The sequence below is a fragment of the Bradyrhizobium sp. TM233 genome (assembly GCF_036247965.1).
GTDB lineage: Bacteria > Pseudomonadota > Alphaproteobacteria > Rhizobiales > Xanthobacteraceae > Bradyrhizobium > Bradyrhizobium ottawaense.
Genome location: NZ_BTIG01000003.1, coordinates 219215 through 234724, shown reverse-complemented (window position 1 = coordinate 234724; position 15510 = coordinate 219215). Strand labels below are relative to the sequence as shown.

The window sequence follows — 15510 nt, the reverse complement described above, 5'->3', positions numbered from 1 at the left end:
TTGCTAGTCCAGCGGAACCGAAAGGTTCGCAATTGCCCCATGCTCATTTGCTCATGCAAATTCGACACAATCTTAAGGCCTGAGAGAAGCCCTTCTTTCGTCGGGGACGTTGTGTCGCAATTTTGGCATACTATGTCTGTGGACGAGCGAATTTGCGACGAAAGACGAATCATCAGGCGCAAACGGCCCAAGGGACTGCCCGGGTTTTCCACATGAAGTGGCTGCGAATCAGCACAGCGTTGACCGGTATCGCGGCGTGCAGCTTTCTGCTCGCGCAGGTAGCGCCGCATGCCCGTGAGGCCGGCGCCATCCTCGCCGCCCAGGATGATCCGGCCGTGCTCTCCGAGCTGAAGCTCGATGCATTGCTGCGGCAGAACGACCACCTGGTCCAGGACAACATCGAGGCCGCGCTCGCCGCCGGCGATGCCGATCTCGCCGACAGTTTCGTCGTGCTCGCGCGCGATCGCAACATCGCGCTGCCCGACGACCTTCTGAGCCGCGTCAATGACGCGGTCAAAGCCGAAAGCTCCACCTCGCATTTCGCCAAACGGTTCGCCACCGGCCTTGTCACCGGCAATGCCGACGATGTCGCAAGCCTCTCCGGGACGGTGGCCGGCGACCTCTTCGTGATCGGCGACGTCAGGGACGTGGTGCGCGAGGGCAAGCATCTTGCCATGGGCGAGGACACCGATCGTCTCGTGCTCGGGCTTGCGGCCGCGGGCCTTGCGGTGACGGCGGCAACTTACGTGTCGGTCGGTGGCGCGGCGCCGGTGCGCGCCGGACTGACGCTGGTGAAGGATGCGCGCAAAGTCGGGCGGCTCGGCGAGGGGCTCGCCGTCTGGGCCGGCCGTTCGGCGCGCGACGTCGTCGACACGCCGGCGTTGCGCAATGCGGTGGTATCAGGCTCGGTGCTGCGGCCGGGCGAGACCGTCAGCGCCATCAAGGCCGCGTTCCGGGCCGAGAAGGCCGGTGCGCTGGTCCGGCTCGGCAAGGACGTCACGCGCGTCGCCGAAAAGACCGGCACGCGCGGGGCGATGGATACGCTGCGGATCGCCGAAGGTCCCAAGGACGTCGCGCGAGCGGCGCGGCTTGCCGAAGCGCAAGGCGGCAAGACGCGCGCGATCGTGAAGCTGCTCGGCCGCGGCGCGTTGCTGCTGATCGGCGGCGCGTTCGATCTGGCGCTGTGGCTGCTCAGTGCGGCGCTAACGCTGTTCGGCCTTCTCTCCTCCATCAAGGCGACCACCGAGCGCCTCACCCAGGCCTGGTGCGATCGCAAGCGGGCGCGGCGGCTTCGCCGTGCCCAGATCGCAGCCGAGGCTGCTCTGGCAAACGCGGCCGTCACGGCCTGAGGCGCGCGGCGCTTCAGGCTATTGTTTGAGCATGATGTTGCCGGAAAACCGCTGCACGCTTTGCCGGATCGTGCTCTAAGATCAATCACTCCCCACAACACCACGGAACTGCTGATGCCGAGCTTTCACAACGGCGCCGTTGAAATTGCCTATCTCGATGAAGGCGAGGGCGATCCGATCATCCTGGTGCACGGTTTTGCCTCGAGCAAGAACGTGAACTGGGTCTATCCGACCTGGGTCTCGGAGCTGCGCAAGAACGGCCGCCGCGTGATCGCGCTCGACAATCGCGGCCATGGCGAAAGTGCAAAGCTGTACGAGCCCGCGCAGTACTCGATCCCGACCATGGCCGGCGACGTGCTCGCGCTGATGGACCATCTCGCGATCCCGCAGGCCGACATCATGGGCTATTCGATGGGCGGGCGCATGACGGCCTGGCTCTCCCTCAACGAGCCGCAACGCCTGCGCTCGGCGATCCTCGGCGGCATCGGCATCGGTGGCCTGATCGAGGGCACCGGCCCCGGCGAGAACGTCGCGAAGGCGCTGGAGGCGCCTGGGCTCGACGACGTCACCGATCCCGTCGGCCGCACGTTTCGTGCGTTTGCGGACCAAACCCGCTCCGACCGCCGTGCGCTTGCCGCCTGCCTGCGCGGCACGCGAGATCTCATGACCAGGAACGAGGCTGCGCGGATCGGCGTACCCGTGCTGATCGCGGTCGGCTCGACCGACGACGTCGCGGGCTCCGCCAGCGCGCTCGGCGCGATCATCCCCGGCTCGGAAGTGCTCGACATTCCGAACCGCGACCACATGCGCGCGGTCGGCGACAAGGTCTACAAGAACGGCGTGCTCGATTTCCTGTCACGCCGCGGCTGAGGCGATGTCTGAGGCGATGCGGTTGTTGCCCAGCTATCCTGAAATGTCCCATCCCAAGGGGCTGTGCGCTCCCTTCAGGTCGGCGCGAACCAGGGACGCTTGCACGTAAGATTGCCCCGCGGTTAAGTCTTGGGAGGCGACTGTAATCTATGCACAGCCTGAGCGCGTCGCTCCGCCTCTTCGACTCGAAGGCGGAGATCTTCCAGTTCTGACAGTCGGGAAGAGAGGTCGTTCAGCCGTTGGGCCAAAAGGATCGCGCGAGACTCCTTCATTAACGCCTTCCGCTCCAAATGCCGCTCTTGAGGGCCCACGGGAGGCGCCGGCTTCGGGCATTGGGGCGTGATGAAGCTAGGGCCGAGTGCGTTGCCCTAGGGGATGGGCGCCGGGAAAACAGGATACCCGTTCAACCGTTCCACTTGCCGTTGGGGGCTATGACTCTCGGCATAGGGTCCTAACCTGGCGAGAACACCAGTCATCGTCTGCGGCTGCGGTTGCACGAAGACCATGACAGGGCCCGAAGATAGTCGCGCGTATTGGGTCGATCGGATGATCCAATATCCCGCGTCGAGGCTCGGCAACTTGCAGCAGGCCGGAGAGGGAGCGCTGATCTCTTACATCGTGCGCGAAGGCCTGGTCGGCGCGGTCTTGAAGTTCAACGCTGCTGGCCAGGTAGCGGCGCATACCTGCGGACCTTCAAACCGACGTGCGGTGGGAAAGGCACCAGTTCGCGGGCGATGGGATGCGAGCTGATGCCTCTCCCAGGCTCACGGTCCCTCCGTGCGATCGGGAAAATAATCCATTTATGGTTCCGGCACCCGCGATCCTCGCTCTCGCGAGGCCCTTCGGCCTGTGGCGTTCAGGATTGCACTCGGAGGAGCACCGCTACAAGCGCGGCAGCCAGGATCGCCAGCCATATCAGCGAGACGATGATGGAGGCGAAGTGCCAATCTACGTCGCGGCGCCTGGGCTGCATTGTGTCTCCTTCCGGAGGTCGCACGTCGGCTCAGCGGCCTCTATCGCTCTTCCCGTTGGGGCTGCCATCGCCGCCGCCGTTGCCCCAGCCATTGTTGCCATGGTGATGATGGTCGTGGTGGACCGCCCTGCCGCCGGACTGTGCAATCGCGTTGGACGTGAGGGACGTTGATAGCAAAAGGGTGATGGTCGGCGGCGTCACGGCGGCGAACTTTCCGCAGGTCTTCAAGAACTCACGCCGGTCGTCGTCCTGGTCTGGCATTGCAGGTCCTCCGGAGGGGTAAAGGAAATTAAATCCTATTAAATAAATTAAATCAATTAAAGTTTGTTCCTGGGAGCAGGCCGAATTCCGGCGCCAGCCGCTTGACGGCCTTTCGGCATCCTGGAGCCCGCCAAGGGCGGTTATCGGACCTCAGCTCGAAGTGGGTTGGAACGTCGGCAAAGGGGCCATCACCGGAAGTCGCAGGTCTTCGCCTTTCACGTGAGTTCCTCGAGCAGGGCCTTCGCTTCCTTCAAATCGCGGGTATCGAAGCCTTCGGTGAACCAGTCGTAGATCGGCGCGAGCAGCTCGCGAGCCTCGTTTCGCTTGCCTCGATCGCGCCAGAGCCGCGCCATGCTCATAGCGACGCGCAGCTCGAACGATCTTCCCCGCTGCTTGCGGGCGAGTTCGAGAGCTTGAACAAGGCTTGCTTCCGCTTCCATGGATGCTCCGAAAAGCAATCGGAGTTCGCCTTCAATTCTGAGCACGTCGGCCTGCCAGAGATATTCGCCTGTGTCGGCTATCAGCTCGGTGGCTTTTCTGATCGCGCTCAGGCTACCCTGCATATCTCCTGCGCGTGCTTGCAGGACCGCAAGGAGTGAGTAGTAGTGCGGAGAATGAAACCGAACCTGTTGTTCGGCGGCATGTAGTCCGTGTTTCATGAGAGCAATGCCGTCTTCCAGCCGCTCTGCACACCCGATTGCCCAACCGCTCAGTATTTGACCGCAACTAATGGCCCAGAGCGGCACGCGCGATCCAAGTTGTGCGTTCAGGTCTTCAACGTAGTTCTTGACGTCGGCCATCTTGCCGAGCAACACCGACAACTGTGCGCCAGCATAGATGCCAACGATGCCGCTCGTATTCGCGTGGTTTGCGTCAAGAGCATGTTTAATTGCCTTCTGGCGTGCTGCGACTGCCTGGTCGGGGTATCCCAAGGCCCATAGGCTCAGTGCCAGATAGGCAAGACCTGACGAGTGCGGATCCGCGAGGTAAAGCACCGAAAGAGCTTGGTCCATTTCGACCCTGTCGATTGCAAGGATCTGTTCCAGCTGTGCTTTCGCGGCCTCGAACTCGCCCATTTCAAGCAGCGACGCGCCCATGGCGCGGTGCGCGATCAGTCGCGCCGCGCGGTCACCGGTGTGCGCGGCCAGCGATTGGCAGCGCTGCGAATACTCAAGTGCCTTCGGGATCCTGCCGCTCGCTATGCAATAGGCATACTGCCCGTAGAGGCTCGGCAACAGGTGCTCCGTGTCGCCTAACTTTTCACACAAGGCGATCGCGCGATCGCGTGCAGCCCCCACGAGTGGGTTGCCATAGCCATGCTGAGCCGCCAAGGGCGTGCCCAAGGCGAGCTGGAATTCGAGTTCCTGCTGATCCTTCTCTGTCGAATGCGGCAGCATCATTAACATCTCCAGGCCCCGTCTGAGATGACGCACGGCCTCCTCGTCGGCGGAGCGTCCCGCCGCACGCCGCCCGGCCTTCAACCAATATGAAATCGCGATCTCTGCCTCTCCGGCCTCCGTGAAATGGTGCGCCAACAGCTCGGGTTCGATGCTGCCAAGCTCAGGAAAGAGCTGTTCGAGCGCTTTGCCAATCCGTGCATGCAGCTTGTGACGGGCTCCGCGCAGCAACGTGCTATAGGCCGCATCCTGCACTAAGGCGTGCTTAAAGCTGTATTCCGCGTCTGGTGGCATTCCGCGCCGGAAAATCAATTCGGCAGATACCAGTTGATGGAGCGCTTTATCCAGTTCAGCTGAGTTCCGCTCCGCTACGGCCTGTAATAGTTCGTAGGAGAACTCTCGACCGATGGCAGCACTCACCTGCGCCACCTCTTTCACGGGTGATCCGAGCCGATCAAGGCGCGCCATCAGCGAGGCGTGCAGAGTGGCCGGAATTGCAAGCGCCGTCGCTGAAACACGCGAGAGTGCGGTTTTGGCGCCGCGGTCATCTGCCTCCAGCACCGCCTTCGTCAGCTCCTCGAGAAATAGCGGCACCCCATCCGTGCGCGCGACAATCTCTGAAACGACATCACTCGTTAGCGTCCCTTCGCCGATGAGCTGCTGAACCAACGCAGCGCCCTCGCGCCTGTCGAGCCGGCTGAGGGACAGCATTGTGACGTGCGCCTGCCCGGCCCAGATGCGCTCGAACTCGGGACGGAATGTAATAACCAGCAACACCGGTAGATGCTGGACCCGCTCGACTACAAGGTCGAGCAGTTCGCGCGAGCTGGGATCGATCCAGTGCACGTCCTCAAAGAGCATCAACACCGGTCGTTGCTGCGCTAGACCATGGAGCTGCCGAAGCAGCGCCTCGAAAGTTTTTTCCTTTCTGCCCCTAGGCGTTAACTGGAAAGGCAGAAAACGGCCTTTGAACGGGATCGATAGCAGCTCGGCCAGCAAGGCCTGATCCTCTTGCGGAGGTGAGGCCGGCGCCAACAGCGCCGCCAATTTGTCAAGCTGCGCCTCCGGCGTATGTTCGCGCAAAAATCCGGCGGCGCGCTCCAGCTGTGTAACGATCGGATAGAACGCACTGTCGACGCGCTGCGGTGAGCAAAAGTACCTAAGGCTGGTGTGCAGCTCGATTTGAAGTCGCTCCTGAAGCGCCGCTATCAATCGCGACTTGCCGATACCTGGCTCGCCAGCAAGCAGTACGACCTGACCTTCACCGCTCGCCGCCCGCCGCCATCGCCGTAGCAGCAAATCGAGTTCTTCTTGCCGTCCGACTAGCTCGGTCAGCCCACTTCCGTGGAACGCCTCGAAACGGCTTTCCACCGAACTCACTTGTAGCACTGCCCAGGCTCGCGCCGGCGCATCGATGCCCTTGAGGTCCTGCAATCCGAGGTCCGCCAAATCGAACAGGTTCCCGAGCAGTCTCCGCGTGCTCTCAGCTATGACCACCGCGTTCGCTTTGGCGACGCTCTGAAGCCGTGCAGCAAGATTTGGGGTCTCGCCGACGATCGCCTGCTCCTGTGCCGATCCCGTGCCGATCAAGTCGCCGACGACGACCAGGCCCGTCGCGATACCGATGCGGGTTTGCAGCGGAACTGAAAACTCGAGCGCACCAACCGCGCCAATCGCTTCCAATCCTGCGCGAACGGCTCGCTCAGCGTCGTCCTCGTGAGCCTGCGGGTAGCCGAAATAGATCAGCACGCCGTCGCCCATATACTTCGCAACGAAGCCCCCGAAGCGGCGTACCGTATCGGCGATGCACGTTTGATACGCCGAAATGATCTCGCGCAGGTCCTCTGGGTCCATACGTGCGGAGAGCGACGTCGAACCGACTAGGTCCGAGAACATCACGGTGACTTGGCGGCGCTCGGCGGTGTCCTTGGCGATTTTACAGGTTGCCGAAGAAGCGTCGGATAGGGGCGCCCGTGCGCCCGCTTCAGCACGCAAGGCGGCGATGGCGTCGAGCAGCTTGCGGCGATGCCCGACAATTCCGACACCAAGGTCCTTCAAGTCCTCCGCCGTCAGGTTCGGCAGGACCGTATCGTCGATCTCATTCTCGCGGAATGCCGCCTCATATTGTTCGAGGCCAAGCCTCCGTAGCCAACCTCCCAGGTCCATGACGGCGGCCCCAGTTCGCCTAGAGCTCCATCATTCCCCCAGCGAGGCAGCCTGTCTAGGGAAATGACCGGTTTGGCTCACAAGCGGACGTGCAAGCGGGGCGTTCGAGAGCGACTGGAGTCCGCCAAGGGGTGCGATCGGACTCTGGTTCTTTGCCGACGCGGATAGGCTGCTGAACGCCAAGTCAGTTCCGGGTGTTGCTTTTCGATGAAAGCGTTCTCTGCTCGGACGAAACCAAGCGCGATGACTCTTCATTCCAACCACATCGCGCCTTGCCGTCCTCCCCAACCCTCCGCCCCACCGCCATCAGCACCACGAACGTCGCGACCCACACCATCCGCGCGCCGTAGCGGTCGTGCGGGCCGGAGATGACGGCGCAGATGAAGGCGTTGCCGAGCAGGGCCAGCGTCACGGTCGCCGCCAGCAGCGTTAAATCGTCGAGCCGGCGGCTTGCGAGCGCGTTGCCGAGCAGTGCGAGCAGCGCCAGCATTGAGGCCAGCGCCACCGGCACGTGCAGCCAGTTGATCGCGGTGAAGTCGAGCTCCCAATTCTGCTGCCGCGCCGCGCGCATCGGCGCGGCCTGTCCGGGGATATAGCGCTCGATGATGCCGCGGGTGTGCGGGATCCAGCCATTGGTGCCTTCGCCGGTCGCGACATGCAGCAATTGCTGGCCCATCGCCCGGAGCGCCGCGCCGGCCTGCCAGGCCGGATAATCCTTGAGCGACTGCACGACGATGTAACCCATCTCCTCGTTCATGCCTTCGAAGCGGCCGAGCGTGTTGAACATGCTCTTGCCCCACAGGAACTCGTCGGCGCTCGCCGGCAGCTCATTGCGATATGGACAGAGCTTGTAGCGCTCGCGCGGGCAATGGTCGTTGAGGTAACGCGCGACGATGCCGTCCTGCATCATGCGGCCGAAGGCGACGCCGTAACCGCCGGGCGTCCAGGCCAGCTTGCCGGACAGCGCATAATTCGCCGAGACCAGCATCAGGCCGCCTGCAACGATGGTGAGGCTGGCCTGCGCCAATCCCGCCAGCGGAAGGCGCTCCTTCAGAAACGGCCGGGCGATCCAGCCCGCGACGCAAAGGCCGAGCAGCACGCCGAGCGTGGCGCTGTGGGTTGCGGCGGCAAAGGCGGTGAAGACGAACAACGAGATTTTCTCGAGCGCCGAGGTGCGGCTTGCGCCGACGGCCAGGAGGAACAGCGACAGCACCGAGAGCCCTGCGAAGATGTCGGTGAGCAGCATGCTCGCAAGCCAGGGCAGTGCGGTCGACAGGATCAGGCCAAGGCTGATCGCGACGAAGCGGAAAGTCTGCATCATCGAGAGCACGCGAAGGGTGAGCTGCAACAGCCACAGCGTCGCCAGCGACTGGACCGCGAGGTTGATCCAGAAACCAAAACTCTCGCCATAGTGCAGGTAGAGGCCGAACACCGTGGAGCGGCTGGGGACGAGATAGCCCTCGTACCAGCGCGCCAGATAGCCGCCGGTATCCCATTGCAACAGCGGGTAGCCGTTCCAGAACGCCGGCGCGATCATCAGGAGGGGCAGGGCCACCGCCGCCAGACGCAGCCAAAGCGTATCAGCGGCGCGCGCGCGCAATTGATCGGTGGTGATGCTCAAATCTGCTCCCCGTCCTCGCCCCGAACCATGCTCGCAATAACGGTCGGGAGAGAATTCACCAATAGTTTGACGCCGCCCGACTTGAATTTGGCAAAACTCTGACCACTTTGAGCCAACCTCGCCGCTTGGGGGCTTCGAAAAAAATCTTTTGTTTCAACGTCTTGGCATGCTTTCGCGGGGCAAGGCGCTGTTCACTCTCAGGCAAGCCGGTCAGGACTTCGTCGCCTAAACTATGCTATAGAGCGGGCAAAACGAGCCCACTCGAAAGAGCAAATCCCAAAGAGCAAATCCATGGCAGTGCATCAGGTCAATCCGGGAGGAAAGCTCGCATCGCTCGATCCGATCTGGGATCGGATCCGGGGCGAAGCGGAGGACATCGTCCGTCGCGAGCCGGAGCTTGCGACCTTCATCTATTCGTCCGTGCTGCATCACAGCCGCCTTGAGGATTCGGTGATCCACCGCGTCGCCGAGCGGCTCGATCACTCCGCATTGTCGGGCGACTTGGTGCGCCAGGCCTATATGGACGCGCTGCGCGACGATCCCGATCTTGGCAACGCCTTCCGCGCCGATCTCGTGGCCGTCTACGACCGCGATCCCGCGACCTCGCGCTTCATCGATCCCTTGCTCTACTTCAAGGGCTTTCACGCGATCCAGACCCATCGCCTCGCGCACTGGCTCTATCTGAGAGGCCGCAAGGATTTCTCGTATTATCTCCAGAGCCGCGCCTCCGCGGTGTTCCAGACCGACATCAATCCTGCCGCGCGCATCGGCCGCGGCATCTTCCTCGACCATGCCACCGGCTTCGTCTGCGGCGAGACGGCGGTGATCGAGGACGACGTCTCGATCCTGCACGGCGTCACGCTCGGCGGCACCGGCAAGGAGAATGAGGATCGTCATCCGAAGATCCGGCACGGCGTCCTGATCGGCGCGGGCGCAAAGATCCTCGGCAACATCGAGATCGGCCATTGCGCGCGCATCGCCGCCGGCTCGGTCGTGGTCAAGCCTGTGCCGCACAACGTCACGGTCGCGGGCGTGCCTGCCAAGGTCGTCGGCGAGGCCGGCTGCGCCGAACCGTCGCGGACCATGGATCAGATGATCAACGCCATGGGACTCTGAGACGGGACTCTGAGATGGGGCTTTGAAGGCGAAAAGGGCCGGATTTCCTGCCCTTTCGGTCCCCGAATTCTTTGACAATTCATGCTGGCGGTTCGTCGCGTCTCGTCCTAAAACCCGCCGACCATTTTCGATCGGAGACTTGCCGTGGACGTCAAAGAAGTCAGAAAGTTAGATGCGTATCTGAAGCGCGTATTCGGCAATCCCAAGATCCGCGTCGTGCCGCGGCCGAAGAAGGACGATTCCGCCGAAGTCTATATCGGCGAGGAATTCATCGGCGTGCTCTTCGTCGACGACGAGGACGACGACCGCTCGTTCCAGTTCCAGATGGCGATCCTCGAAGACGATCTCGTCGATCAGGAATAAAAGTTACACAGGCCGTTCGGCTTCGTGCCCCGGACGCAGCGCAGCGCCTCCCCGGCGATGCGAAGCGTCGTCCGGTTCGGCGGTGCGCTGCAGAGCCGGGGCCCATGCAGCGGCGGAGCGCGGGGCCTTCTGGATCCCGGCTCTGCGCAGCAGCGTAAGAACGCTGCAGCGCGTCCGGGACACGCACCGAAGATCAGGCGCGCTCTTCTCATGACGAACAGCAGCTTCACGACTGCCTCATGACGACGTCATAGCGCTAAAATTTGACTTCGAAAAATACGAACAATCACAGGCGCTTGGCTACTGTGCATGGGGTTGTTTTTGCAATTTTTACTTCGGACCTGGCCTGAACAGGCCCCGCTTACCCCTTCGGCCCGCGCAGCTGCGCCGTCAGCCTGTCCATCGCCTCCGCTGCATCGCGCCATTGCGACAGCCAGCTGCGCGGAAAGCGGAAGGTGAGGTCGGCGCCGCCGACGCGGCGCTCGGACAGGCACATGCCCGGGGTGGCCGCATCGCGGGTGCAGCGCGCGGCCAGCGCGGGGCTTGCAGCGGAATAGAAGTCTTCGCTGCCGTAAGGGGTCTCAGTGCGGAACATCCGCATCGTCAGGCCGTCCACGGGCGTCGCTGCGGCCTGGTCGAGATAGCGCGGATAGATCGTGGCTGTGCGCTGCTCGGGCGAGAGCGCATCGTGATGGGCTGCGATCGACAGGAAGATGCGGTCGATCGACTGCACCGCCGCTTCCACCGTGTCGGCGGTGACGTGCTTCGGCGCGCCGGGCGGCTCGAGAGACGGATAGAGGAAGTCGAGATCGATGCGCTCCTGCGGTCCGGAGTGCCGCTGGATCTTCATGCGGATCGCAGTCACCGGCAGGTTGAATAGCGTGCCGCCCACGCTCACCGGCAGCTTGTCCGGGGCGTTCGCACCGCGGGTGCCCCAGGTCGGCCACAACAGATAGGCGACGAGCGCGACCGCGCAGACCGCAGCAATGCCGCCGAGCACGATCGGGACGGCATGCGTCCAGCTGCGCGTGCGGGGGGATCTGTGGGGAGCTGCCGAAAACACCGTCATGAGCTTGCGCAAGGAGAGCCGGAAGTCGGCCGGTGGCCGACGAATCAGCGGCGAATATGCCATGGGGCGGCGATTTCGCGCAGCGTTCCCGGCCGCGGGGGGGCGAGGGCGGCCCTGCGTGGAAGGGACGGCGGCGTTAACCTTCCCTTAAGGATAATGTAGCGTTAACCGGCACCATTTGTCACAGGAATGCTCCGGCGTTGCGTAAGGGCGGACCGTTCCGATGACACCTGAAGCTTTCAACACCTTCTTCTCGATCTGCATTGGCTTCGCGCTCGCTGGCGCGCTCGTGAACGGATACCAGGCGCTGGCGCGGCGGCCCGCCGGCTTCGGCCTGTTGCAGGACGGCGTGGCGCCGAAGACCTTCGCTGCGGTGCCGTTCCTGGTGTTCGCCGCGCCCTTCATCATCATGCGCAACACGCTGCGCGGCATGCGCGTGGAAAGCCGCCGTGCCGAGTTCGTGATGATGGCGACCCTCATCGCCGGGTTCTGGAGCATGATGAGCGGCACCTTCTTCCTGATGACGCTGCGCGCGGCCGGCGTTCTGGGCTGACGTCCGCGCATCGAGCGCTGCCGGCGCGGGGCCTTTGCGTCGCGGCTGCCGTTTGGCTATGCCAGTGGTCAACGCGACAGGAGACCTCCATGGCGATCTACGAGCTCGACGGGCAGGCGCCCGACCTTCCCGCCGACGGCAATTATTTCATCGCCGAGACCGCCACCGTGATCGGCCGCGTGCGCCTGAAGCCGGGCGCGAGCGTCTGGTTCGGCGCGGTGCTGCGCGGCGACAATGAATGGATCGAAATCGGCGAGGGCGCCAACGTGCAGGACGGCTCGACCTGCCACACCGATCTCGGCTTTCCGCTTCACATCGGCCGGAACTGCACGGTCGGCCACAATGTCATCCTGCACGGCTGCACCATCGAGGAGGGCGCGCTGATCGGCATGGGCTCGATCGTGATGAACGGGGCGAAGATCGGCCGCAACAGCATCGTCGGAGCCGGTTCCGTCATCACCGAGGGCAAGGAATTTCCCGAACGCTCCCTGGTCATCGGCTCGCCGGCGCGCGTGATCCGCACGCTCGACGACGCGCAGGTGCAGCGAATGGGGAGCGCGGCCAGGTTCTATGTCGCCAACGGTCCGCGCTTCAAGAAGGGCCTGAAGCGGATCGGTTGACGCACCTGCGGTGTGCGGCACGCTCCCGCTCTTTCGGTTCCATGCCGTAAGAATACCGGTTGAAACTTTAAGCCTCCGCTAGCGCCGTGCCGGTATCGTGGGTGTTTTCAACCAGGGAGAGCTGCGCCATGGGCGCTGCGGCACCGGCATCCGGCCTCGCCGCCGGAACCAATTTTTTGAGGAAGCTCGTTCGCTTCGCGCGCGGCGCCGACACATTGACGGTCGCGGAGAAGGTCTACAGCATTGCCGCCTTCCTCGCGATCGTCACCACCTTCCTCATGGTGATGTCGGTCCAGTCGGTGCGCTTGCAGACGACCTATCGCCACATGCACGCCTCTTCCGCCGAGGCCGCAATCAATGTCGGACGCATCAACGCGCTGATCTACGCCATCGTCATGGAGTCGCGCGGCATCTATATGTCCGCCGATCGCGGCGCGATGAAGCAGTTCGCCGATGGGCTGGTGCGCCGGAACGGCGAGCTCGCGGTGGCGGTGAAGAGCCTGGAGCGGACCGTCGGCGACGACGATGCCGAACAACTCGCCACGTTCCGCCAGCGCATCGTGCAGTTCATCGATTTCCGCCGGGAGCTGGTGCGGCGTGGTCTGGAGATCAGTCCGGCCGCGGCGCGCGAATGGGGCGACAACGACGCCAACCGGACAGTGCGCAACAAGCTCAACAGCGATATCGAGGTGCTCGAGCGCATCTACCAGCAGCGTGCCCGCGAGGCGGATGCGCTCGCCAATGAGAACCGCTACGCGGCGGCCTATCTGTTTGCACTCGGGCTCGCGGCGCTGATTCTCGCAGGACTGAACGTCGTCGTCATGCGAGGTTCGGTGGTCGGCGCGCTGGCCGATATCACGCAGGCGACCGACCGCATCGCGCAAGGCGACGTCAAGAGCGAGGTGCCGCATCTCGGCCGTCACGACGAGATCGGGCATCTTGCGCGCGCCGTGCAGAATTTCCGCGACGCCGTGGCGCGTATCTTCGAGCTCCAGGAACTCGAACTCGGCACCGCGCAAGCGCGTGACGCGGCGATGACCGAGCGCGACAAGTTCAACGACAAGTACCAGGCCAAGAAGTGGCAGCTTTCGGCCGCCATCAACAGCATGCCGCAGGGCCTGATCATGCTCGACGGCAAGGCCCACGTGGTGGCGATGAACGCCAACTACCGGCAGATCTACAATCTGCCCGAGACGATCCAGGCCGGATCGAGCCTCGAGGAGATCCTCCAGCACCGGGTCGGAAGCGGGCTGTTCAGCGGCGACGTCGCGAAATATGTCGCGGCCGTTCTCGGCCGGATCGCGAGGCGCGAGCCGGCGGCCTACGAGATCGCCTTGAACGACGGCCGCACCATCAAGATCTACGAGCGTCCGATGGACGGCGGCGGCTGGGTTTCGGTGCAGGAGGACGTCACCGAGCAGCGTCAGCGCGAGCGCATTCTCGAGCGGATGGAACGTTTCCTCGCCACCATCATCGAGAACGTGGCCGAGGGCATCATCGCCAAGGATGCGCGCAATCTGCGCTACGTCTTCGTCAACAAGGCCGCCGAGAAGATGATCGGCATGTCGCGCGGCGAGATCATCGGCAAGACGGCGCGGGAGTTGTTCTCCGCGGAGGCGGCCGAACTGATCGAGCGGCGCGATAAGCAGCTCCTCGGGCAGAAGCAGCAGCTCGAGCCGATCATCGACACCATCGACAATCCCGCGCGCGGGCGTCGCGTGATCTCCGCACGGCGGGTTCAGATCGGCGGCGCCAGCGAAGAGTCCCACATGTTCGTGACCATGGTCGAGGACCGGACCGAGAATATGGTGGCGGCCGCATAGCGATCGGCGCGCGATCCGGAGCGGGACGTCAGCTTCCCTCGGATTCGCGCGCTTCGGTCGCGCCTGCGACCTTCTCGTGGCCGGCGGCCCACAGCGCATGCTCGTCGCTGCCGCCGAGGTAGGGATTGGCCTCGGCCGGAATGTTGTCGCGCGCGGCGCGTTCGCCTTCTGCAAAAGGATCGCGATCGGTCATCGTGGTTGAGCCTCCTCGCTTTCAAGCTGATGTGACGGCATTTGTTCCGGAACCTGCCTTCGCCGCAGCGGTTGACCGGCAAAGGAGAATTCTCATGGCTGCATCGCCTGCAACCGTCTCGATCAAGACCATGATGGTGATCTTCGCCCTCGCAGCGATGCCGGCCGTCGCGTTCGCGCAGGCGAGCGGCGGTTCTGCCGGATCGACCGGAGGCGCTGCGGGATCGACTGGAGGCTCCGTCAGATCGAGCGGTGGCCTCGCCAACTCGCCGGCTCCACCGCCCGGCACCAACAGCCTGGGTACGGCTCAGTCATCCGGCCCGGGCTCCGGCGGTACGACCGGCAGCGGCACAGGCGGCGGCGCCGATGCCGCCGTCAATGCCGAGAATCGTATGCTCGACAAGAAGCTCAAGAGCATCTGCCGCGGTTGCTAAAGCATGATCCGGAAAAGTGCGCAGCGGTTTTCCGAAAAGATCATGCTTGAAACAATACCCTGAAGCGCGATGGACGATTCATCCTGATCGCATCGCGCTCTAGCGCTCGCGCGGAAGTGAGACAGCGTGGCTGTCCCGAATGCCCAAGTGACGTTAGCTTGATCCCGCTTTGAAGCGTGGAGCGTGTCCACGCGGAGGATCGAGTGATGTTACGCAGGATGATGATGGCGGCGCTGGCCGTCGCGGCGGTCGGACTGTCGGCGCCGCAGGTGGCCCACGCAGGGGGATTCGGACATGGCGGGGGACATGGCGGCTGGGGTCACGGCGGTGGTGGCTGGGGCCATGGCGGCCATTGGCATGGCGGCGGCTTCTGGCCAGGTGTCGCGATCGGGGCGGGCATCGCCGGTGCCGGCTACTACGGCGGTTATTACGGCTACGGCTACCCCTATTACGGCAATTCGTACTATTATAGTACCGGCTACGGCGACTACAACGATGGCTATGGCGGCTGCTACGTCGCACGCAAGCGCGTCATGACGCCAGCGGGCTGGCGCATCCGCCGCGTGGACGTCTGCGAATAGCGTCCCACAAAAAAACAAGGCCGTTGACGCAGTATACCGTCAACGACCTTGCCAGCCCCGGACATTGAAATCGGCTCACGCCATCCGGTAAGCGCGACCATCGCGCGGAATCATACGGCCGA

Annotated in this window: 14 protein-coding genes; 9 read left to right on the top strand and 5 right to left on the bottom strand. The window is 63.6% G+C overall.

The window, feature by feature from the left end:
• Positions 1 to 212: 212 nt before the first annotated feature.
• Together AABA86_RS08200 and AABA86_RS08195 are read left to right on the top strand one after the other, a co-directional pair.
• The gene (locus AABA86_RS08200; RefSeq protein ID WP_212251553.1) at positions 213 to 1349 is read left to right on the top strand and encodes a hypothetical protein; all 1137 of its coding nucleotides are present in this window, start codon (positions 213 to 215) and stop codon (positions 1347 to 1349) included.
• A 114-nt stretch (positions 1350 to 1463) separates the two neighbouring features.
• Positions 1464 to 2219, top strand: a complete 756-nt coding sequence (locus AABA86_RS08195; protein ID WP_338306407.1) for an alpha/beta fold hydrolase — start codon at positions 1464 to 1466, stop codon at positions 2217 to 2219.
• Between the two features lie 1003 nt (positions 2220 to 3222).
• Here AABA86_RS08195 and AABA86_RS08190 read toward each other — a convergent pair.
• The 3 genes from AABA86_RS08190 to AABA86_RS08180 form a co-directional block, all read right to left on the bottom strand.
• Positions 3223 to 3453 (bottom strand): hypothetical protein, encoded by a 231-nt coding sequence (locus AABA86_RS08190; protein WP_338306406.1) that lies wholly within the window; start codon positions 3451 to 3453, stop codon positions 3223 to 3225.
• Between the two features lie 215 nt (positions 3454 to 3668).
• Positions 3669 to 7016, bottom strand: a complete 3348-nt coding sequence (locus AABA86_RS08185; RefSeq protein ID WP_338306405.1) for an adenylate/guanylate cyclase domain-containing protein — start codon at positions 7014 to 7016, stop codon at positions 3669 to 3671.
• A 184-nt stretch (positions 7017 to 7200) separates the two neighbouring features.
• On the bottom strand, positions 7201 to 8637 hold the full coding sequence (locus AABA86_RS08180) for a hypothetical protein (protein WP_338306404.1): 1437 nt from the start codon (positions 8635 to 8637) through the stop codon (positions 7201 to 7203).
• Positions 8638 to 8928: 291 nt separating this feature from the next.
• On the opposite strand from AABA86_RS08180, the gene cysE reads away from it, so the two are divergent.
• On the top strand, positions 8929 to 9753 hold the full coding sequence (cysE, locus tag AABA86_RS08175) for a serine O-acetyltransferase (RefSeq protein WP_028141161.1): 825 nt from the start codon (positions 8929 to 8931) through the stop codon (positions 9751 to 9753).
• A gap of 144 nt (positions 9754 to 9897) precedes the next feature.
• Entirely contained in the window at positions 9898 to 10116 is a 219-nt protein-coding gene (locus AABA86_RS08170) for a DUF3126 family protein (RefSeq protein WP_007602550.1), read from the top strand.
• Positions 10117 to 10477: 361 nt separating this feature from the next.
• On the opposite strand, the gene AABA86_RS08165 is transcribed toward AABA86_RS08170, so the two are convergent.
• Positions 10478 to 11185, bottom strand: a complete 708-nt coding sequence (locus AABA86_RS08165) for a hypothetical protein (RefSeq protein ID WP_212251812.1) — start codon at positions 11183 to 11185, stop codon at positions 10478 to 10480.
• A gap of 223 nt (positions 11186 to 11408) precedes the next feature.
• On the opposite strand from AABA86_RS08165, the gene AABA86_RS08160 reads away from it, so the two are divergent.
• The 3 genes from AABA86_RS08160 to AABA86_RS08150 all read left to right on the top strand — a co-directional run bounded on the left by AABA86_RS08160 (position 11409) and on the right by AABA86_RS08150 (position 14181).
• On the top strand, positions 11409 to 11738 hold the full coding sequence (locus AABA86_RS08160) for a DUF6949 family protein (protein ID WP_028141155.1): 330 nt from the start codon (positions 11409 to 11411) through the stop codon (positions 11736 to 11738).
• A gap of 89 nt (positions 11739 to 11827) precedes the next feature.
• The gene (locus tag AABA86_RS08155; RefSeq protein ID WP_338306403.1) at positions 11828 to 12358 is read left to right on the top strand and encodes a gamma carbonic anhydrase family protein; all 531 of its coding nucleotides are present in this window, start codon (positions 11828 to 11830) and stop codon (positions 12356 to 12358) included.
• 128 nt (positions 12359 to 12486) lie between these two features.
• A complete protein-coding gene (locus AABA86_RS08150) occupies positions 12487 to 14181 on the top strand; it encodes a PAS-domain containing protein (protein WP_338306402.1) in 1695 nt (564 codons plus the stop codon).
• 28 nt (positions 14182 to 14209) lie between these two features.
• Here the strand turns inward: AABA86_RS08150 and AABA86_RS08145 are convergent, their stop codons facing one another.
• The gene (locus AABA86_RS08145) at positions 14210 to 14374 is read right to left on the bottom strand and encodes a hypothetical protein (RefSeq protein ID WP_162832279.1); all 165 of its coding nucleotides are present in this window, start codon (positions 14372 to 14374) and stop codon (positions 14210 to 14212) included.
• A 94-nt stretch (positions 14375 to 14468) separates the two neighbouring features.
• Here AABA86_RS08145 and AABA86_RS08140 point away from each other — a divergent pair, with 94 nt between their 5' ends.
• Both AABA86_RS08140 and AABA86_RS08135 read left to right on the top strand, forming a co-directional pair.
• Positions 14469 to 14807 (top strand): hypothetical protein, encoded by a 339-nt coding sequence (locus AABA86_RS08140; RefSeq protein ID WP_338306401.1) that lies wholly within the window; start codon positions 14469 to 14471, stop codon positions 14805 to 14807.
• A gap of 206 nt (positions 14808 to 15013) precedes the next feature.
• Entirely contained in the window at positions 15014 to 15388 is a 375-nt protein-coding gene (locus AABA86_RS08135) for a hypothetical protein (RefSeq protein WP_212251539.1), read from the top strand.
• Positions 15389 to 15510: the final 122 nt, after the last annotated feature.